Origin of the sequence: Nocardioides sp. zg-DK7169 (genome assembly GCF_013155365.1) — a bacterium.
GTDB lineage: Bacteria > Actinomycetota > Actinomycetes > Propionibacteriales > Nocardioidaceae > Nocardioides.
Genome location: NZ_JABJRA010000001.1, coordinates 182,222 through 201,312, shown reverse-complemented (window position 1 = coordinate 201,312; position 19,091 = coordinate 182,222). Strand labels below are relative to the sequence as shown.

The window sequence follows — 19,091 nt, the reverse complement described above, 5'->3', positions numbered from 1 at the left end:
GCCCGCGGGCTCGAGCGACGGGTGCTCAGCCGGCGGGCGGAGGTGCGGCGTGCTTCGCGGGGTCGTCCCCACCCGCTCCCGCCGCTTCCCCCTCCTCCTCGAGGCGGCTCATCCGCCACAGGCTGAGGGAGAGCAGGGCGACGAGCAGCACGGCGTCGACGGAGATCACGGTGGCGATCAGGCTGACCAGGGTGTCGGCGCGCAGCGAGAGCACCACCAGCACCCCGACCGCCAGCCAGATGAGGTACGCCGAGCGGGTGCCCTGGCGCGCGAGCACCGAGTAGACCAGCAGCTGCAGCATCGCCATCAGCGAGCCCAGCACGGCGAAGGCCCACAGGTGCTCCTCCACGTCGGCGTACTTCTCGCCGCCGACGAAGACCATGGCCACGCCGGAGAGCAGGATCGCGCCGAGCACCGCGCAGATCGCGAGGCCGAGCATCAGGGCCAGGCTGCGCAGCAGGGCCAGGCGCCGCTCGCCGGCCGTCGACATGGACGGGAAGGCCAGCACGACCACGAACTGCGGCAGGAAGAGCACGACCTTCGCCAGGATCAGCCCGCTGGCGTAGAGGCCGGCGTCGTGGGAGTCCAGCACGTTGCGGGCCACGACGATGTCGGTGTTGGACAGCACATAGAAGGCCAGGAGCGCCATCGAGCTGCGCGCGGCCTCGGCCAGCACCGGGCGCAGGCTGTTGACCGAGCTGTGCTGGCCGGCGTCGCGGGGACGGCGCAGCGCGAGGTGGCCGACGACCACCGGCGCGACGAGCGCGACCGCGACGCCGAGCATCGCGCCGGCCTCGGTCGGACGCAGCAGCATGCACACCGTGCCGATGACGATCCGGCTCACCCCCATCGAGAGGTACAGCGCACCGAGCGCGCCCCAGCGGCGCTCGCCCTGGAGGATCCCGGCCTGGCCGCCCTGGACGGTCAGCGGCACCGCCGCGATCGCCAGCAGGATCGCCGGCGTGATGGTGTCCAGGCGCAGCACCTGCCAGATCACCGGTGACACCACCAGCATCACCAGCCCGAGGGCCAGCGCCGCCCGGTAGGTCACCGCGAGGACGACCCGTTCGATCTGGCCCACGTGCTCCGGTGTGGCGGAGATCCGGCGCGCGGCGGTGGCCTGCAGGCCCAGCTGCACCACGGCCACCACGAGGAGCACCGCCATCAGGCTGGCGACCCCGCCGTACTGCTCGGGGCCGAGCAGGCGGGCCGCGAGCATCTGGAAGGCGTAGGTCGAGACGTTCATGACCACGATCGCGACGGCGATGCCCGCGGTGCCGCGCAGCAGGCCTCGCAGCCCGCCCACGCCTCGCGATGCGCTCCTGCCTTCGGTCACGGTCATTCGGCGAGCCTAGGACAGTCCCGGCACAGTGCCACGCGGGCGGTCGGGTTCGGCATAGGGTGGCGCTCGCCATGGAACGGACCGCTGATTCTCGTCGTGCAGGTCTGCTCTATTGGACGGTGCTGGGAAGCCTCGTCTTCCTCACCCTCGTGGAGAAGTTCGGGCGCACCACCACCGACACCCGGCTCGACCTCACCAACGCCCCGGGCACGTTCCTGCACGACGCGCTGAGCCTGTGGAACCCCCGGGTCTCCATGGGCGAGCTGCAGAACCAGGCCTATGGCTACCTCTTTCCCCAGGGCCTCTTCTTCTGGGCCGGTGAGCTCGCGCAGGTGCCCGGCTGGGTGGTCGAGCGGACCTGGTCGGCCCTGCTCCTGGTGGTCGCCGCCGAGGGCGTGCGCCGCCTGGCGCTGGCGATGAGCCTCGGGCCGTGGGCGGCTGCGGTGGCGGGACTCGCCTACGCCCTCACCCCGCGCCACGTCACCGAGATCGGGGTGCGCAGCGCGGAGATCCTCGCCGGCGCCGTGCTGCCGTGGGCGCTGTTGCCGATCGTGCTGCTGGTCCTGGGGCGCATCCGGCCCTGGCAGGCCGCGGTGCTGTCCCCGGCGGCGTACCTCTTCGCGGGCGGCGTGAACGGCACCGTCACCTTCTACCCGACGATCCTGCTCGGCATCTTCGTGCTCTGGGCGTGGGCGACGCGACGGGTCCGCTGGAGCTTCGCGCTCGGCTGGGGCTCGCTGATGGCGGCGGCCAACCTGTGGTGGGCGGTCTCGCTGCTGCGCCTGGGCGTCTACAGCCCGCCCTTCTACGACTTCGTCGAGGCCGCGAGCACCACGACCGACACCGCGGGCATGACCTCGGCCCTGCGCGGCACCAGCAACTGGGTGCCGTACGTCGTGATCAACCGCCAGGCCTGGTGGCCCTCGGGCTGGGACCTGCTCACCGAGCCGCTCCTCGTCCTCGGCACCGGCTTCCTGGCCGTGGCCGGGCTGCTCGGCCTGGTCCGGATGCGGCACGCGTTCCGGACACCGCTGCTCGTCGGCGTCGTGGTCGGGCTGGTCGGCATCACCGTCTCCCACGACGGGCTGCTCTCCCCTCCCTTCGCCGGCATGGTCCGCGACCTCCTGGACGGTTCGCTGGCCCCGCTGCGCAACGTCGCCAAGGCCGACCCGATCCTGCGCGTGCCGCTCGCCCTGGGGCTCGGCGCGCTCACCATGGAGCTGCTCGCCGTGCTGCGCCCCGCGCAGCGCAGGCCGGTACGACGCCGCAGGCTCCAGGCGGCCCGCCGGCTGAGCGCGGGCGTCCTCGCGGCCGCGCTGGTCGCCTCGCTGGCGGCCTCGGCCTGGCCGGTGGTCAGTGGCAACACCCGCACCCCGGGCTGGACCGAGTTCCCCTCCTACTGGGACGAGGCGCTCGCGCACCTCGACGAGGACGACCGCGACGGCGTGGTCTGGGTGGTCCCCGGCTCCGGGTTCGGCATCCAGGACTGGGGCTGGACGATGGAGGAGCCGATCCAGGTCACCGGCACCAGCCGGTGGGTGACCCGCTCGCAGGTCCCGCTGACCCCGGCCGCGACGATCCGGATGCTCTCGCGCCTGGAGGGCTACCTGACCACCGGCAGCGGGTCGCCGTACCTGCAAGACATGCTGGGCCGCATCGGGATCGACCGGATCCTGCTGCGTCACGACCTGGACCAGCGAGTGGCGCAGTCCGCGTCGTCCAACCTGGTCTCGCAGGCGCTCGCCCGCTCGCCCGGGATCGAGCGGGTGGCCCTCTTCGGCGCCCTCGACTTCGGCCCGGCGATCGAGGTCTTCGAGGTCAAGGGCGACCAGTCCGCGGACCGGGTCCGGATCCGCGACACCGCCGACGCGGTGACCGTCGCCAGCTCGGTCGAGGACGTGATCGACGCCGTCGGCATCGGCCTGGTCTCCGGGGCGCAGGCCGCCGTCGTGGCCGGGCAGCCCGGGTGGGAGCGCCGCGCCGACGTCCAGGGCGACGCCCTGCGGCTGCGCGAGCGGGCCTTCGGCCGGGTCAACGACGCCGAGAGCAACGTGATGACGCCCGAGGAGCCCTACCGCGGCGAGCGCGTCGCGCCGAACTACCCGATCCCCGAGGGCGCCGAGCTGGTGGTCGCCCGCTACGAGGGCATCGCCGGGGTCAGGTCCTCCTCCTCCGTCGCCTACGTGGACACCCTCGGGGTCGTGCGCCCGGAGACCGCGCCGTGGTCGGCCCTCGACGGCAACCCGGACACCTACTGGCTCAGCCAGCCCTACGTCGGCTCCCGCGGCCAGTGGGTCGAGGTCGAGCTCGAGCGTCCGCGCCGGATCGGCCGCGTCGTGCTGCGCCACCCGATGACCCCGATCGGCATCAAGCACCCCGAGCGCTGGAGGGTCAGCGCCGACGGCGTCGACCGGATCGTGACCCCCGACCCGCTGACCGGTGTCGGGCGCGTCGACTTCGGCAGCCACCGCGCCTCGAGCGTGCGCGTGACGGCGGTGGAGACCCCGGAGGAGGGCGCCTCGATCGGTCTCGCCGAGCTGGAGATCGAAGGCCTGCGCCCCGAGCGCACGATGGTCGTGCCGCCGGTGGACCTCGCCGCGGACGCGGACTTCGTGTTCGGGAGCCAGCCGGAGACCCGCACCTGCTTCTCCACGCTGCTCGGCCCGGACTGCGACGTCTACCGGGCGCGACCCAGCGAGGAGGCGAACGGCATCGACCGCACCCTCACCGTCCGCAAGGCGGGGGAGTGGCGCCTGGGCGGGACCGTCATGGCCTCCTCAGGTCCGGGCAGCGCCAGCCTGCTCACGCCACTGCTGGGCGTGCAGGCCGGGGCCAGCTCGTGGCTCGGCTCGGACCCCGCGGTCTCGCCGCGGATGGTGCACGACGGCGACCCGACGACGTCGTGGATCGCCGACCCGCGCGACCCGCGCCCGGTGCTGCGCCTGGACCTGGGCCGTGAGCGCCGCATCGACACCCTGGACCTCACCACGTCCGGGGAGCTGGTCAGCCGCCCGCGTCGCGCGGTGCTGGTGGGCGACGACGGCGAGCGCCGCACGATCGACCTCGGCTCCAGCATCCGGGTGGCGCGGGGCTTCGAGCCGCTGCGCACCTCCACCGTCGAGATCACCTTCGAGCGGGCACCCGGGGCGGTGCGCCCGGTCGGGATCTCCGAGCTCACGCTCGGCGAGGTCCCCGTGACGGTCCCGATGGACGGCAGCACGGTCACCGGCGCCACCTGCGGCTTCGGCCCGGAGCTGGTCGTCGACGGCGAGAGCCACCCGACCCGCGTGCGCGGGGTGATGGGCGCGGTGTACGGCAACGGGCTGCTCTCGGTCGAGCCCTGCGGGAAGCGTCAGCGGATCCGCCTGGACGCCGGGACGCACCGCGTCGAGCTGCGCGCCTCCCCGCAGTTCCAGCCGATCCAGATGCGCCTGGAGTCGGTCGAGGAGAAGGACGCCGCCGGGTCGAACCCGCGGTCCTCGCGCCGGGTGGAGCAGGTCTCCTCCGAGCGCACCGAGCAGGTGCTGCGCGTCAGCGAGGGCGAGCGCGCCATCCTGTCGCTGCCGCAGAGCACCAACATCGGCTGGGTGGCCCGCGCCGGCGACCGGGAGCTGGACCCGATCGAGGTCGACGGCTGGGCGCAGGGCTGGATCGTGCCCGCGGACGTCGCCGGCGAGATCGTGGTGACCTTCGACCCCCAGACCTCCTACTTCCGCAACCTGATGATCGGCCTGGGACTCGCGGCCGCGGTACTGCTCGCCGGGCTGGTCGCGCTCGCCCAGGTGCTCCGGAGCCGACGCGAGCCCCTCGTCGTACCGCTGCGGGCGTCGGGGGCCACCGCGCACTCGGCAGCCCCGGACGACCCGGCCGACCGCCCCGTGCGGCGCTGGTTCGTGCCGGCTGCGGTGCTCGCGGTGGCCCTCACCGGGTTCGTGCTCGGCCCGCTCGTCGCGGCCGGCGCGGCCGTCGGCGTCCTGCTGCGGCGCCGGACCGCGGTGGCCGACGTCCTCGGCCTGGTCCTCGTCGGCGCGGGCCTGATCGTGGCGGTCGCGGCCAGCGCCGGCAGCTCACCGATGACCCCGCCCGCCTCCGACCTGCTCACCGGTGCCGGCGTCGGGATCGTCCTGGCTGCCGCCCTCGCGGGCACCCGGCCGCTGGCCCGGAACGGACGGCAGGGCCGGCGCCGGGCGAGCCACCGGGCCGCGGCGCACCGGTGAGGCGCCCGGTCGTCGGCCGCGACCGTCTGGTCGACCTCGCGGTCGGGCTGGTGCTCGCGTTCCTCGTCCTCGGCCCGCTGCTGCTGGGCCGCGGGTTCTGGCTCTTCGGGGACATGGTCTTCGTGCCCTCCCAGCCCTGGAAGGACGCCTGGCTGGGCCTGGACGGGCAGCTGCCGCGTGCGGTGCCGATGGACGCGCTGATGTCGGTGCTGACCGCGGTCGTCCCGGGCGACCTGGTGCAGAAGGCGGTGCTGCTGGGTGCCTTCCTGGCCGGCGCGGTCGGCGCGGGCCGCCTCGTGGGCACGTACCCGTGGTACGCCCGGGCCGCCGCGATCACCCTCTTCGTGTGGAACCCGTGGGTCCACGAGCGGCTGCTGATGGGGCAGTGGGCGATCCTGGCCGGCTACCTGTTGCTGCCGTGGGTGGCGCACGCCGCGCTGCGCGCGCGCCGCGACCTGCGCGACGGCACGCCGCCGCTCGCCGTCGCCCTCGTGCTCAGCGCCGTGTGCAGCCCCTCCAGCGGCCTGATGGCGGTCCTGGTCGCGCTGGTGCTCGCGGCGCGCCCGACGCGGGCCCACGTGCCGGTGGTGCTCGGGACCGGCCTGGTCGCCAACCTGCCGTGGCTGGTCCCGACCCTGGTGGCCGCGCGCGGCAGCGCGGTGACGGTCTCGGGGATCTTCGAGGTGTTCGCGCCGCGCGCCGAGTCCGCGGCCGGGGTGTGGGCCAGCCTGCTGTCGCTCGGAGGGACCTGGAAGAGCGCCGTCGTGCCGCCGGAGCGCACCGAGGCGCTGCTCGTGCTGCTGTCGTGCGGCCTGACCGTCGTCGCGCTGCTCGGCGTACGACGGGCCGGGCGCGGCTCCGACGAGCGACGGCTGCTGGTGCTGGGCGCCGTCTGCCTGCTGCTCGCCGTGCTCCCGGTGCTGCCCGGCGGCACCCGCGTGCTCGAGGCGGTCGGCGGGGCGGTCCCGGGGGCCGCGGTGCTGCGCGACTCCCAGCGCTTCCTTGCCCCCGCCGTGCTGGTGCTGCTGCCCGGCATCGCCGCGGTGGCGTCGGGCCTGCGCGCCCGGGTCCGCCCGGGGCGCGAGGCGCTGTGGGGGGTGGTCGGCCTGGTGGTCGTGGCGCCCGTGCTGCTGCTGCCCAGCCTCGCGTGGGGCGCTGCGGGGAGCCTGCCGCGGTCGAGCTTCCCGGAGGAGTGGGGGACCGTGGCCCGGGTCCTGGAGGAGGAGGGGCCGGCCCGCACCGTGGTGCTCCCGTGGCGCGGCAGCTATCGCGGCTACGACTGGAACGATCGCCGGGCGGTGCTGGACCCCGCGCCCCGCTTCCTGCCCGGCGAGGTCGTGATCGACGACCGCACCTTCGTCGACGGGGACGTGGTGCCCTCGGAGGACCCGCGGGTCGCCGCGGTGGACCGGGCGCTGGCCGCGCCGGACCCGGCCGCCGCCCTGCGCGCAGCCGGCGTCCGCTGGGTGCTGGTCGAGCACGGGATGGCCGGCGTAGGGGAGGTCCCCGAGGGCACGGTCCGTCACGAGGGGGAGGAGCTCACCCTCCTCGACCTCGGCGATCTCGCCGACGACCCGGCCCACGACGCTGAGGCTCCGGGCACCGGGGAGGCGTCCGACACCGGTGACGTGGTGCTGGTGGTCCTTGCAGATGTCGCCACGTTGCTGTTGCTTTCCGGAAATGCTGCGGCCATACTTCGTCGTCGGGTGTAATGGTCGTCACCAAGGCGGCCTGCCGCTGTGAGTTCTTGGGAGGGAACCCAGCAATGAACTTTTTGATCTCCGGTGCCATCGGCGCCGTGCTTTCCTCGGTCGTGCTGATCGGGGGCGTCCAGGCCTACTCCAGCAGCGAGCCCGACATCCTCTCCGAAGACCAGCTGTACTCCTACTCCGACCAGTGACGCCGGCGGGGTGAGCGTCTCCTCGACGCTGCTCGGCACCCCACCGTCCCTCGCCCCCGCGCCCCCCACGGCGCCGGTCCGGCGACCCTGAAACGTCAGCACGGGGGAGGCCCGCATGCTCCAGCTGGTGATACCGGCCCTCAACGAGGAGGCCCGGCTGCCGCGTACGCTGCGCGAGCTGACGCGCTACGCCAGCGCGAACCGTGCCGTGATCGGCCGCATCGAGGTCGTCGTCGTCGACAACGCGAGCACCGACGGCACCTCCCGCGTCGCCCGGGCGGCCGACTGCTCCGCGCTCCCGGTCCGCGTGGTGCACTGCGCACAGCCCGGCAAGGGCGCCGCGGTCCGCACCGGCATGGCCGTGACCACCGCCGACGTGGTGGGCTACATGGACGCCGACGGCGCGACCCGCCTGGACGCCCTGGACGAGGGGTGGCGGCGGATCCTCCTGGGCGCCGACGTCGCGATCGGATCCCGCGCGGTCCCCGGCAGCGACACCGCTGCCCGCCACAGCCGGCTGCGCGAGGGCGGCGCTCGGGCGTACCGCTCCTGCACCGCGCGGCTGGTCCCCGGCATCTCCGACACCCAGTGCGGCTTCAAGCTGCTGCGCGGGGACCTGGCCCGCGAGCTGTTCGCGGCCCTGCGCACCCCCGGCTTCTCCTTCGACGTCGAGCTGCTGGCGCGGGCGCGCCGTCTCGGTGCCGCCATCGACGAGTTCCCCGTGGTGTGGGCCGACGTGCCGGGCTCGACCTTCGACCCGGTGCGTCACGGCGCCGGCTCCTTCCTCGACCTCGGGCGCATCGCCTGGCAGCTGCGCCCGGCCCGGGTCGCGCCGGTCGCCGTGCCGGCCACGGCCCCTGCCGCCGTGTCGGGTGTCGTGCTGCCCGCCGTCGCGCCGCCCGCCGCGGCCGGCGCCGAGTTCTAGCGGATGCCCGCAGCCCCGGAGCCCTTCTCGTCCACCCCGCCCCCGGTCGACCTCCACGGTCACCACGCGGTCGTGGTCAACTGGCGCGACCTCGGGCACTCCCTCGCCGGGGGCTCGGAGCGCTACGCCTGGGAGTACGCCCGCGCTCTCGCCGAGGCCGGCGCGCGCGTGGAGTTCGTGACCGCCCGTGAGCGCGGCCAGGGCCGGCGCGAGGTCCGCGACGGCATCCGGGTCCAGCGCGCCGGCGGTGCCTTCACCTTCTACGTCCACGCCGCGCTGGCGCTGTTGCGCCGGCGGCGCACGCTGTCGGTGGTGATCGACCCCGAGTGCGGCATCCCGACCTTCTCGCCGCTGTTCGTGCGCCGCGACACCGTGGTGGTGATGCCCGTGCACCACGTGCACCAGGAGCAGTTCGCGACCTACTTCCCCGCGCCGGTCGCCGCATTCGGGCAGTGGCTCGAGCGGGTCCTCATGCCGCTGGTCTACCGGCGCCGCCGGACCCTCGCGGTCTCGGAGTCGACCCGGTCCGAGATGGTGCGCCAGCTCGGGTGGTGCGGCCCGGTCGACATCCTCGCGAACGGCGCCCAGGTGCCGGACCCGGCCCTGGTGAGCGCCGCTGACAAGGACCCCGACCGGATGGTCGTGCTGGGCCGCCTGGTCCCGCACAAGCGGGTGGACCTGGTGCTGCGCGCCGTACGCGAGCTGGCGATCGAACGTCCCGGGCTGCACCTCGACGTCTGCGGCCGGGGCCCGGACCTGGAGCGCCTCGTCGCGCTCGCCGACGAGCTCGGCATCGCCGACCGGGTGAGGTTCCACGGCTTCGTCGCGGAGGAGACCAAGCGGGAGGTGCTGCGCCGCGCCGCGCTGCACGTGTGCGCCTCCGACATCGAGGGCTGGGGCCAGGTGGTCATCGAGTCGGCCGGCTGGGGCGTGCCCACGGTGGCCCGCGACGTGCCCGGCCTGCGCGACTCGATCCGCGACGGGCACACCGGCTGGCTGGTTCCCGACGACCCCGACCTCGAGGTCGTCGCCGCCCGTCTCGCCGACCGGGTGCGCGCGTCCCTCAAGGGGCTGGAGCACCCCGAGGAGCGGGCGACCGTGGTCGGTGCCTGCCAGGAGTGGGCGGCGCACTTCAGCTGGACGCGCATGCACCGCGAGGCGGTGGCCGTGGTCGCCGAGGAGCTGGTCCGGGTGGGCCGCGCCTGAGCCTCAGCCCGGGGCGTCCAGCGCCGCCACGAGGGTGTCCAGGAGCGCCGCCAGAGACGCGTCGTCCCACTCGCTGCGGCGCGCCCGCAGGCCGAGCACGGTGCGGTCGCCGATCCCCACGGCGCCCAGCGACAGGCCGGTCCCGCCCGCGGTGACCGGATGGAAGGCGAGGCCGGCGACCCCCGGTGCCTGTACCCGGCCCAGGTGGGAGACGAGCAGGCTCGAGCCGAGCCGGGGCGCGAGCACCCGCAGCGCCGTCTCGACGACCCGCCCGCCCGCGGCGCCCCCGGCCTCGACCGGGGGCTGGGTGGGCGCCTCGCGCACCAGCCGCTCCACCGCCGCCAGGTCCAGGTCCTCCACGTCGCGCAGCCGCAGCAGCTCGCTGCGGTCCTCGATGCGCCGCGGGGTCCCGGGCGGGGTCTCCTCGCGCCGCGCCGCGCCGATGGCGACGGCCACGTGGCGGGTACGACGTCGCGCCAGGCGGTTGTGGCGCACGAGCCCGACGGTCGCGGCGTGCACCAGTCGCGCGGTGCCGTGGTGGCCCGGGACGCTCACGACCGCGAACGCGTCACCAGCGGCGGGCGCCACACCGGGCAGCGCGACACGCGCGGGCGGCGCGAGGGCGACCTCGCCCAGGCGCCGGGCCGCGGAGCCGAGGAACCCGCCGGCACGGGGGCGACCGGTCACGCCACGTGCGCCCGAGGAGACCTCGGAGCCCGTGACCTCGGCCAGCACGTCGAGCAGGCCGAGCCCGTCCACGTGGGCGTGGTGCGCAGAGACCACGAGGTGCTCACCGGCCAGCCCGACCACGACCGGCGTGCGGTCCTCCTCGGCCAGGTGGGCACGCAGCGCGCCCAGGTCGTCGGCGCGCTCGACCGAGCACCGCTGGTCCGCGGGACGCTCGTCGGGCCAGCCGTGCCGGGCCGCGAGGGCCTGCAGCCGCTCACCGACCCGGTGGGCGTCGTCCGGGCCGAGCGGGGCGTCCAGGCGTGCGGTGAGCAGGATCCGCCAGCGGATCCGGGGGTCGGCGATCCAGTCGCTCATGCTCAGCGCTTGACGGCGCGGGCGACCAGGCTGATGCCGGGCAGCCGCTGCACGGGCAGGAAGCGCTCGGTCGCGACGGCGGCGCGCAGCCCGGCGTTGAGTACCGGGTGCACCTCCTCCATCTCGCTCTCGCTGTCGTTGTTCTTGCGCCGCAGGCGGGCCACGGGACGCAGCAGGACGTTCCAGGAGCTGATGTCGACGACCTTGAGGCCCGCACCCTCCAGCAGCGCGGCCAGGTCGGCGCGCTCGTAGCGGCGCAGGTGGCCCAGGGCGACGTCGTGGCCGCTCCACAGCGCCATGCTGCACGGCACCGCGACCAGGGCCCGGCCGCCGGGGCGCAGCACGCGTGCGGTCTCGCGGGCCACGGCCTTGTCGTCCTCGATGTGCTCCCAGGCGTCGGTCGACATCACCAGGTCCATCGAGGCGTCGGCCACCGGCAGGCACTGGGCGTCGCCGCGCACCACCTTCAGGCCGCGGCCGCGTGCGATGCCCGCCGCGACGGGGGAGTACTCGATGCCGGTGACGTCCCAGCCGAGGTCGCGCAGCACGCCGGTGTTGCCGCCCCCGCCGCACCCGACGTCGAGGGCCCGGCCCGCTGGCAGCGGGCGCACCAGACGTCGTACCAGCCCCCGCCTCTCGGCGTACCACCAGTGCTTCTTCTCCAACGCCGCCGACTTGCGGATCTCCTGCGCGTCCACGCTGCGGAACACTACTGGTACGCCGGCGTCGGCGGGTGGCGCATGACACGTGTCAAGAGATCCGTGAGAGTGCGGTGACGCACCAGTAACTTCCTGCTAGTGTCTCGCCGGGCCGCGTGACGTCTGTCACCCGGTGGGAGAGAAGGGGAGTCCTTGATGCGTCGAGTTGTTCCAACGGTCCTGGTGGGACTGGGGGTGTTCCTGCTCGTGGCAGCAGCGCTCCTCAAGTTCTACGCCTACCCCAAGCTCGCCGTAGCCCCGATCGACCAGGACAGCGAGACAACGCTGACGGCCGAGGGCGCGGTCATCTTCGACACCGACCCGTCCATGCTGACGGAGATCATGGTCGACCTGACGGCGGTCTCCACCACGCGTGGCGACGTCGAGGCCAGCCGAGAGGCCAGCGACGACCAGGGCACGGACGTCCGGGTCTGGGCCGACACCCAGACGATCACCTCCGACGACGGGGAGATCCGCTCGCAGAGCCGTGGCCGCGCGGCGTTCGACGCCCACACCGGCGAGGCGGTCGACTGCTGCGGCGGGTTCAGCGAGACCACCGAGGACGAGCGCGTGGCGGTCAAGCGCGAGGGCCTGGTCTACAAGTTCCCCTTCGGCACCGAGAAGGAGACCTACGACTGGTGGGACGGCACCGCCGGCACCGCCGTCCCCGCCGAGTTCGTCGAGGAGACCGACATCGACGGCCTCGCGGTCTACAAGTTCGAGGCCGACCTGCCGGCCGCCGTCGTGGGCACCCGTGAGGTCCCCGCGTCCGTCGTGGGCGAGCGGGGCAACGACAACGTCGAGGCCGACGTCGTCTACGCCAACAAGCGCACCTTCTACGTCGAGCCGGTCACCGGCGCGGTGATCAAGCGCGTCGAGGAGCAGCGCTCCACCCTGGCGATCGACGGCGAGGAGCGCGCGACCACCACCGAGGCCAACCTCAGCTACACCGACGACCAGGTGGCCGCCAACGTCGAGGAGTACGAGTCCAAGGCCTCGCTGCTCAGCATGGTCAACGGCCTGTTCCCGATCCTCGGCCTGATCCTCGGGCTGGTCCTGATCGTCCTGGGGATCGTGCTCGGACGACGCGGCGCCAACGACGCCCCGGCACGCGCCGACGCGCCGAAGGGCGACGGCTCGCACCGCGAGGCCGCCAAGGTCTGAGCGACCCAGCGACACCCAGTACCGCCCGGAACGGGGCGGGGCCGCCGGCCCCGCCCCGTTCCTGCGTCCACGTTCCGAGACAGGCGTCCGCTCAGCCGGGCAGGTCGGCGCCGAAGATCGCGGTGCCGGGGGTGAACCGGCCGCGGGTCGCCGACCAGCCGCCCCAGACCCGGTCGTGGCCGGCCGGCCACTCCGGCTCGAGCAGCGTGGTGATCCGGAACCCCGCGCCGGCCAGCAGCGTCACCCAGTCGCCGAGAGTGCGGTGGTGCTCGACGTAGGAGGGCGCGCCGGTGGCCTCGTCGACCTCGACGTACGGCGTGCGGTCCCAGTAGGACTGGCTGGCCACCAGCCCCTCCTCGCCCGGGTCGTCGGGGAACATCCACCGCGTCGGGTGGGTGATCGAGAACGCGAAGCGCCCGCCGGGGCGCAGCACCCGCGCGGCCTCGGCGACCGCGACGTCGATGTCGCGCACGAACTGCAGCGCGCCGAAGGAGGAGAACACGACGTCGAAGGACGCGTCTGCGAACGGCAGCTCGGTCGCGGTGCCCAGCACCGAGGGCACCACGACCCCGGAGTCGAGGTCGATGCGGCGCGAGTGCTGCAGCTGGCGAAGCGACAGGTCGATGCCGAACGCGCGGCCGCCCTGGGTGCGGATCCAGCGCGAGCACTGCCCGGCGCCGGAGCCGACCTCCAGGACGTCGCGGCCGGCCACGGGCCCGAGCACGCCGGCGGTGGACTCGGTGAGGCCCTCGGGTCCCCACACGAAGCCGGTGTCGCCGAGGAACTCGCCGTGGGTCGCCTGGTACTCGTCGGCGTAGCGGTCCCAGTCGGGGCCGTTGGCGTGGCGTGACTCGGTCTCGCTCACGGGCCGGCGTTCGACGCGCATGGGCGGGAGGGGAGGATGGTGACGGGAGTCGGGTGCGGCGGGGTTGCCCGCGGGACTGCTCACGGATCCGACGGTAATACCTCCTGCGCGCGTCCGAGGCGCCCGGGTTGGACGGCAGTGCACGGCGCGGCGTACGCTGGCTGATGCGCCAGAGGTCTGCCTGCGTCCCGGACGGAGTGGACTCTCGCTCGCTATCACTGCTTCCGCCCGGGAGCGCTTCTCGATCGGTAGTGAAACCGGCCTTCGCGCGTGCCCGCACGACTTTCTGCCCACCAAGGAAATACTTCCCTTATGACGAGCACCATCTCCGCTCTTCCGGACTACGACGCGCCTCAGGTCGCGATCAACGACATCGGGTCCGAAGAGGACTTCCTCGCCGCCATCGACGCGACGATCAAGTACTTCAACGACGGCGACATCGTCGACGGCACCATCGTGAAGGTGGACCGCGACGAGGTTCTGCTTGACATCGGCTACAAGACCGAGGGCGTCATCCCCTCGCGCGAGCTGTCGATCAAGCACGACGTCGACCCGTCCGAGGTCGTCGCAGTCGGCGACAAGGTCGAGGCCCTCGTCCTCCAGAAGGAGGACAAGGAAGGCCGCCTGATCCTGTCCAAGAAGCGCGCTCAGTACGAGCGTGCCTGGGGCACCATCGAGCAGGTCAAGGAGGAGGACGGCGTCGTCGAGGGCACCGTCATCGAGGTCGTCAAGGGCGGCCTCATCCTCGACATCGGCCTGCGCGGCTTCCTGCCCGCCTCGCTGGTGGAGATGCGTCGCGTCCGCGACCTCCAGCCCTACGTGGGTCAGACCCTCGAGGCCAAGATCATCGAGCTCGACAAGAACCGCAACAACGTGGTCCTGTCGCGCCGTGCCTGGCTCGAGCAGACCCAGTCCGAGGTTCGCCACGGCTTCCTGACCCAGCTCCAGAAGGGCCAGATCCGCAAGGGCGTCGTCTCCTCGATCGTCAACTTCGGTGCGTTCGTGGACCTCGGCGGCGTCGACGGCCTGGTGCACGTCTCCGAGCTGTCGTGGAAGCACATCGACCACCCCTCCGAGGTCGTCGCCGTGGGCGACGAGGTCACCGTCGAGGTCCTCGACGTGGACATGGAGCGCGAGCGGGTCTCCCTGTCGCTCAAGGCGACGCAGGAGGACCCGTGGCAGCACTTCGCCCGGACCCACCAGATCGGCCAGATCGTGCCGGGCAAGGTCACCAAGCTGGTGCCCTTCGGTTCGTTCGTCCGTGTCGAGGAGGGCATCGAGGGCCTGGTCCACATCTCCGAGCTGGCCGAGCGCCACGTGGAGATCCCGGAGCAGGTCGTCCAGGTCAACGACGACGTCATGGTCAAGATCATCGACATCGACCTGGAGCGTCGCCGCATCTCGCTGTCGCTGAAGCAGGCCAACGAGACCGCTGCCGCCACGGACGTCGAGGAGTTCGACCCGACGCTGTACGGCATGCCGGCCACGTACGACGAGCAGGGCAACTACGTCTACCCCGAGGGCTTCGACCCGGAGACCGGCGAGTGGCTCGAGGGCTTCGAGGACCAGCGCGCCGTCTGGGAGGACCAGTACGCCAAGGCGCACGCCCGCTGGGAGGCCCACGTCAAGCAGCAGGCCGAGGCCCGCAAGGCCGAGGCCGAGGCTGGCGAGGCCACCTCGTACTCCTCCTCCGCCGAGGTCGAGACCAGCACCGAGACCGGTGGCGGCTCGCTCGCCTCGGACGAGGCGCTGCAGGCGCTCCGCGAGAAGCTCACCGGCGGCGGCAACTGATCCGCTGAAGGACTTCTCCACCAGCTGAACCACCGAGGCCCGGTCACCGCGAGGTGACCGGGCCTCGGTGCGTCTGCAGGCCCGCCGGTCGCGCGTGTAGGCCGTTGGCCGAGCCGGTCGAGACCTCAGCAGGCGAAGCGGCGTCGGTACTGCTGCGGGCTGAGCCCGCGGGCGCGGGTGAAGTGCAGGCGCAGGTTGGCGGCGTTGCCGAAGCCGACGTCGGCGGCGATCCGGTCGATGGTGTGGTCGGTGCGCTCGAGCAGCTGCTCGGCGCGCAGCAGCCGCTGGGCGGTGACCCAGGCGTGCGGGGTCGCGCCGACCTCGGCGCGGAAGCGGCGCGCGAAGGTGCGCGGCGACATCAGCGCGTGGTGGGCGAGCGTGGCGACGCCCAGCTCGAGGTGCAGGTTGTCCAGCACCCACTGCTGGAGCGCCCCGAAGGTCTCCTGGTGCGCCTCGGGCACCGGCCGCTCGATGAACTGCGCCTGGCCGCCGTCGCGCTGCGGCGGCACCACCATGCGCCGCGCGATGCTGGCGGCCACCGCAGCGCCGTGCTCCTGGCGCCACACATGCAGGGAGGCGTCGATGCTGGCGGCCGTGCCGGCGCTGGTGACGACCTGTCCGGAGTCGACGTGGAGGACCTCGGGCACGACCCGGGCGCGGGGGAAGCGCCGGGCCAGGTCGTCGGTGTAGCGCCAGTGGGTGGTGCACTCGCGGTCGTCGAGGAGCCCGGCCTGACCGAGCACGAACGCGCCGGTGCACATCGACATCAGCCGAGCGCCGCGGTCGTGGGCGGCGCGGAGCGCCTCGAGGACGGGAGGTGGGACGCTCTCGGCGAGGCCGTCGGTCGGCAGGACGACGACCAGGTCGGCCCGGACGACCCGCTCGAGGTCGTTCTCGACGCCGATCGTGAACCCGGCGCCGGTGCGGACCGGGCCGGGGACCGCGGCGCACAGGGCGAAGCCCAGCACCGGCAGGCCGTCGTCGCTGCGGTCACTGCCGAAGGCCTCGCAGGCGACCCCGAGCTCGAACGCCGTGACCCCGTCGTAGGTGATCACCGCCACATCGGAGAGCATCGTCCCAGCATGGCACGCGGTTGGCAGTGAATCGACGGGTCACGACCGCCCAGCCACTCGTGGCGGGATCACGATGGGCGAAGCATTGCAGCCATGACCTTCGTGATCCTGCTTCTCGTCCTCGGGGCGGTCCTGGCCGCCGGTTCGCTGCGGCTCGTCGCCCGCGACGACCGGGGCTCGGCCGCTCCGCCCACCTCGCACCTCCAGGACCCCCGCTTCCGGTCGCCGGGGGCGCGCTGACCCGGGGTCGGCGGCCCTTGGCGCGGTGCGCATGATCGGTCCATGACGACCCGGTTGCTGCTCCTGGCCGACACCCACCTGCCGCGGCGCGCCCGCGACCTCCCCGCCACGGTGTGGGAGGAGGTCGCGACCGCCGACGTCGTGGTCCACGCCGGCGACTGGGTCGACGTGTCGCTCCTCGACGAGCTCGAGGCGCGGTCGCGCCGCCTGGTGGGGGTCTACGGCAACAACGACCACGGCGTCCTGCGCGAGCGGCTGCCGGAGGTGGCGCGGGCCGAGGTGGACGGCGTACGCCTCGGCGTGGTGCACGAGACCGGCCAGGCGAAGGGCCGCGAGGAGCGTTGCGCGGCGGCGTACGACGACCTCGACGTGCTGGTGTTCGGGCACAGCCACATCCCGTGGGACACCACCGCCGCGACCGGGCTGCGGCTGCTCAACCCGGGCTCGCCGACCGACCGCCGGCGCCAGCCGTACTGCACCTACATGACGGCGCTCGCGGACGCGGGTGCCCTGCCCGAGGTGACGCTGCACCGCCTGGAGCCGCGGCCCCAGGCGGTGCGGTGACCTCCGGGAGGGACAGGCCGGAGCGGGCCGCTACGGTGACGCCATGCGAGTGGGACTCACCGGCGGGATCGCCTCGGGCAAGAGCACGGTCGCGACGATGCTGGAGGAGCACGGCGCGGTGATCATCGACGGCGACAAGCTCGCCCGCGAGGTGGTCGAGCGCGGCACTCCCGGCCTGGCTGCGGTCGTCGAGGCGTTCGGCGAGGAGCTGCTGACCCCCGAGGGCGACCTCGACCGTCCCGCGCTGGGCAAGGTGGTCTTCGGCGACGAGGCGAAGCGCCGGCTCCTCGAGGGGATCGTGCACCCGCTGGTCTTCAAGCGGTACGCCGAGCTCGAGGCCTCCGCGCCGGCGGGCGCCCTGGTCGTGCACGACATCCCGCTGCTGGCAGAGTCCGGCCGCGCCGACACCTTCGACGCCGTGCTCGTGGTGGACGTCCCGGTCGAGACCCAGCTCGAGCGGCTGGTGCGCGACCGAGGCATGGAGCGAGCCGACGCCGAGGCGCGCATCGCCGCGCAGGCGACCCGCGAGCAGCGGCTCGCCATCGCCACCCACGTGCTCGACAACACCGGCACGGTCGAGCAGCTGCGCGAGCGGGTGCGCGAGGTGGTCGCGGAGCTCACCGGCTCCTGAGGGCTCTGCGCGGCCGGCCAGCTGTCACGCGGGGTCGTTGGCGCTCCACACGCCGTACCCCGGCTGGGGGAGGCGTCAACAGCCCTGCGTCACTGTCCGTCCGCTTCGCCACGAGGGCCGACTCGGGCAACCACAGGCGCCGACTCGGGCCGCCACAAGGGCCGACTCGGCGAGATGCACGAGAGCCCCCGCCGGTCGTGCGGCGAGGGCTCTGGCGTGAGGTGCGGGGGCGTGGCCGGTGGGGGTCAGGCTGCCAGGTCGGGGTCGGCGATGCGGCGCAGCTTCTGCAGGGCCTCGCGCTCGAGCTGGCGCACCCGCTCGGCGGAGATCCCGTGCTTGACGCCGATGTCGGCCAGCTTGTGCTGGCGGCCGTCGACCAGGCCGTAGCGCGAGCGGATGATGTCCGCGGCACGGTCGTCGAGGTGGCCGACCAGGCTGTTGAGGCGCTCGCGCGACTCCACGTCGAGGACGGTGAGGTCGGGGCCGGGGGAGGTCTCCTGGGCCATCAGGTCGCCCAGCGAGGTGTCGCCGTCCTCGTCGACGGGCGAGTCGAGGCTGACGTGCTCGCGGCCCCAGGCCATCAGGTCCAGCACCCGCTCGACGTCCATGCCGAGCTCCTGGGCGATCTCCTGCGGCTCCGGGTCGCGGCCGAGCTGGCGCTCCAGGGTGCGGCGCGCGCCGCCGACCTGGTTGAGCTCCTCGACCACGTGGACGGGGAGCCGCACGACGCGGGCCTGCTGGGCGATGCCGCGCGTGATCGCCTGGCGCACCCACCAGGTGGCGTAGGTGGAGAACTTGTAGCCCTTGGTGTAGTCGAACTTCTCGACCGCACGGATCAGGCCGGTGTTGCCCTCCTGGATCAGGTCGAGCATCGGCATCTGCGCGCGGCCGTACTTGCGGGCGATGGAGACGACGAGACGCAGGTTGGCGGTGATGAAGGTGTCGACCGCCTTGCGGCCCTCCTCAGCCAGCCACTCCAGCTCCTCGCGGGAGGCGGACATGGGGGCGCCGCCCTTGCGTCGGCCGACGCGGCCCTCGCGCAGGAGGTGCTCGGCCATCAGGCCGGCCTCGATCGCCTTGGACAGCTCGACCTCGGCGGCGGCGTCGAGCAGGGGGTTGCGGGCGATCTCGTCGAGGTAGAGCCCGACGCTGTCACGACCCTCGATCTCGCGCGTCCCTGCCGTCGCGGTTCGTGTAGCCATGGGAACCCTCCTCGCTTCCGTGGCTGCCGCGGTGCAGTGCCACATCGTCAACAACGCTCCCTGTGTCCCGAGGATTCCCCGGACAAACCTTGGAGCCTTCCCCCTGAACGACGACCGGCGGAGGCGTCGAGTTGCGTCGCCGCCGAACTCTCAGGGACTTCTCAGGGCCCCGCTGCCCGGTCGGGTGAACGGGGCCCTGCACGTGGTTCGGCGCGGGGGGTCGTGACGG

General features: G+C 73.5%; 16 protein-coding genes. 10 read left to right on the top strand and 6 right to left on the bottom strand.

The window, feature by feature from the left end; translation table 11 throughout:
• Nucleotides 1-25: 25 nt before the first annotated feature.
• Entirely contained in the window at nucleotides 26-1,342 is a 1,317-nt protein-coding gene (locus HOQ23_RS00910) for a lipopolysaccharide biosynthesis protein (protein ID WP_216653434.1), read from the bottom strand.
• A 119-nt stretch (nucleotides 1,343-1,461) separates the two neighbouring features.
• Between HOQ23_RS00910 and HOQ23_RS00905 the strand changes: the two genes are divergently transcribed.
• The 5 genes from HOQ23_RS00905 (at nucleotide 1,462) to HOQ23_RS00890 (ending at nucleotide 9,590) form a co-directional block, all read left to right on the top strand.
• The gene (locus HOQ23_RS00905) at nucleotides 1,462-5,559 is read left to right on the top strand and encodes an alpha-(1->3)-arabinofuranosyltransferase family protein (protein ID WP_172210972.1); all 4,098 of its coding nucleotides are present in this window, start codon (nucleotides 1,462-1,464) and stop codon (nucleotides 5,557-5,559) included.
• On the top strand, nucleotides 5,556-7,271 hold the full coding sequence (locus tag HOQ23_RS00900; protein WP_172210971.1) for a hypothetical protein: 1,716 nt from the start codon (nucleotides 5,556-5,558) through the stop codon (nucleotides 7,269-7,271). Before HOQ23_RS00905 ends, HOQ23_RS00900 begins: the two co-directional genes overlap by 4 nt.
• 53 nt (nucleotides 7,272-7,324) lie before the next feature.
• Nucleotides 7,325-7,459 carry a hypothetical protein gene (locus HOQ23_RS21080; RefSeq protein WP_301539662.1) on the top strand — a complete coding sequence of 45 codons (135 nt, stop codon included), beginning with the start codon at nucleotides 7,325-7,327 and terminating at the stop codon, nucleotides 7,457-7,459.
• Between the two features lie 115 nt (nucleotides 7,460-7,574).
• Nucleotides 7,575-8,384, top strand: coding sequence for a dolichyl-phosphate beta-glucosyltransferase (locus HOQ23_RS00895; protein ID WP_172210970.1), 810 nt, complete (start codon nucleotides 7,575-7,577; stop codon nucleotides 8,382-8,384).
• 3 nt (nucleotides 8,385-8,387) lie between these two features.
• On the top strand, nucleotides 8,388-9,590 hold the full coding sequence (locus tag HOQ23_RS00890) for a glycosyltransferase family 4 protein (RefSeq protein WP_172210969.1): 1,203 nt from the start codon (nucleotides 8,388-8,390) through the stop codon (nucleotides 9,588-9,590).
• A 3-nt stretch (nucleotides 9,591-9,593) separates the two neighbouring features.
• Here the strand turns inward: HOQ23_RS00890 and HOQ23_RS00885 are convergent, their stop codons facing one another.
• Together HOQ23_RS00885 and HOQ23_RS00880 are read right to left on the bottom strand one after the other, a co-directional pair.
• A complete protein-coding gene (locus HOQ23_RS00885) occupies nucleotides 9,594-10,634 on the bottom strand; it encodes a hypothetical protein (RefSeq protein ID WP_172210968.1) in 1,041 nt (346 codons plus the stop codon).
• A 2-nt stretch (nucleotides 10,635-10,636) separates the two neighbouring features.
• Entirely contained in the window at nucleotides 10,637-11,332 is a 696-nt protein-coding gene (locus tag HOQ23_RS00880; protein WP_172210967.1) for a class I SAM-dependent methyltransferase, read from the bottom strand.
• A 183-nt stretch (nucleotides 11,333-11,515) separates the two neighbouring features.
• Here HOQ23_RS00880 and HOQ23_RS00875 point away from each other — a divergent pair, with 183 nt between their 5' ends.
• Nucleotides 11,516-12,496: a DUF3068 domain-containing protein gene (locus HOQ23_RS00875; protein ID WP_172210966.1), complete on the top strand. Its 981-nt coding sequence runs from the start codon at nucleotides 11,516-11,518 to the stop codon at nucleotides 12,494-12,496.
• Nucleotides 12,497-12,587: 91 nt separating this feature from the next.
• Here the strand turns inward: HOQ23_RS00875 and HOQ23_RS00870 are convergent, their stop codons facing one another.
• Nucleotides 12,588-13,361, bottom strand: a complete 774-nt coding sequence (locus tag HOQ23_RS00870; RefSeq protein ID WP_367650314.1) for a class I SAM-dependent methyltransferase — start codon at nucleotides 13,359-13,361, stop codon at nucleotides 12,588-12,590.
• Between the two features lie 312 nt (nucleotides 13,362-13,673).
• Here HOQ23_RS00870 and rpsA point away from each other — a divergent pair, with 312 nt between their 5' ends.
• On the top strand, nucleotides 13,674-15,152 hold the full coding sequence (gene rpsA / locus HOQ23_RS00865; RefSeq protein ID WP_172210964.1) for a 30S ribosomal protein S1: 1,479 nt from the start codon (nucleotides 13,674-13,676) through the stop codon (nucleotides 15,150-15,152).
• 125 nt (nucleotides 15,153-15,277) lie between these two features.
• Here the strand turns inward: rpsA and HOQ23_RS00860 are convergent, their stop codons facing one another.
• Nucleotides 15,278-16,225, bottom strand: coding sequence for a helix-turn-helix domain-containing protein (locus HOQ23_RS00860; protein WP_172210963.1), 948 nt, complete (start codon nucleotides 16,223-16,225; stop codon nucleotides 15,278-15,280).
• Between the two features lie 93 nt (nucleotides 16,226-16,318).
• Between HOQ23_RS00860 and HOQ23_RS00855 the strand changes: the two genes are divergently transcribed.
• From HOQ23_RS00855 to coaE, 3 genes are read left to right on the top strand one after another with little or no spacing between them, the layout of a single operon-like run.
• Entirely contained in the window at nucleotides 16,319-16,465 is a 147-nt protein-coding gene (locus HOQ23_RS00855; RefSeq protein WP_172210961.1) for a hypothetical protein, read from the top strand.
• A gap of 42 nt (nucleotides 16,466-16,507) precedes the next feature.
• Nucleotides 16,508-17,029 (top strand): metallophosphoesterase, encoded by a 522-nt coding sequence (locus tag HOQ23_RS00850; protein ID WP_172210959.1) that lies wholly within the window; start codon nucleotides 16,508-16,510, stop codon nucleotides 17,027-17,029.
• Between the two features lie 43 nt (nucleotides 17,030-17,072).
• Complete coding sequence (coaE, locus tag HOQ23_RS00845; RefSeq protein WP_172210957.1) at nucleotides 17,073-17,660, top strand: dephospho-CoA kinase; 588 nt, start codon at nucleotides 17,073-17,075, stop codon at nucleotides 17,658-17,660.
• A 245-nt stretch (nucleotides 17,661-17,905) separates the two neighbouring features.
• Here coaE and HOQ23_RS00840 read toward each other — a convergent pair whose 3' ends face one another.
• A complete protein-coding gene (locus HOQ23_RS00840) occupies nucleotides 17,906-18,862 on the bottom strand; it encodes an RNA polymerase sigma factor RpoD/SigA (RefSeq protein ID WP_172210955.1) in 957 nt (318 codons plus the stop codon).
• Between the last annotated feature and the right edge of the window lie 229 nt (nucleotides 18,863-19,091).

Bases quoted from the DNA above. Each gene is read 5' to 3' on its own strand.
- HOQ23_RS00910 (WP_216653434.1), bottom strand. From the start codon at position 1,342: ATGACCGTGACCGAAGGCAGGAGCGCATCGCGAGGCGTGGGCGGGCTG.
- HOQ23_RS21080 (WP_301539662.1), top strand. From the start codon at position 7,325: ATGAACTTTTTGATCTCCGGTGCCATCGGCGCCGTGCTTTCCTCGGTC.
- HOQ23_RS00895 (WP_172210970.1), top strand. From the start codon at position 7,575: ATGCTCCAGCTGGTGATACCGGCCCTCAACGAGGAGGCCCGGCTGCCG.
- HOQ23_RS00890 (WP_172210969.1), top strand. From the start codon at position 8,388: ATGCCCGCAGCCCCGGAGCCCTTCTCGTCCACCCCGCCCCCGGTCGAC.
- HOQ23_RS00885 (WP_172210968.1), bottom strand. From the start codon at position 10,634: ATGAGCGACTGGATCGCCGACCCCCGGATCCGCTGGCGGATCCTGCTC.
- rpsA (WP_172210964.1), top strand. From the start codon at position 13,674: ATGACGAGCACCATCTCCGCTCTTCCGGACTACGACGCGCCTCAGGTC.
- HOQ23_RS00860 (WP_172210963.1), bottom strand. From the start codon at position 16,225: ATGCTCTCCGATGTGGCGGTGATCACCTACGACGGGGTCACGGCGTTC.
- HOQ23_RS00855 (WP_172210961.1), top strand. From the start codon at position 16,319: ATGACCTTCGTGATCCTGCTTCTCGTCCTCGGGGCGGTCCTGGCCGCC.
- HOQ23_RS00850 (WP_172210959.1), top strand. From the start codon at position 16,508: ATGACGACCCGGTTGCTGCTCCTGGCCGACACCCACCTGCCGCGGCGC.
- coaE (WP_172210957.1), top strand. From the start codon at position 17,073: ATGCGAGTGGGACTCACCGGCGGGATCGCCTCGGGCAAGAGCACGGTC.
- HOQ23_RS00840 (WP_172210955.1), bottom strand. From the start codon at position 18,862: ATGGCTACACGAACCGCGACGGCAGGGACGCGCGAGATCGAGGGTCGT.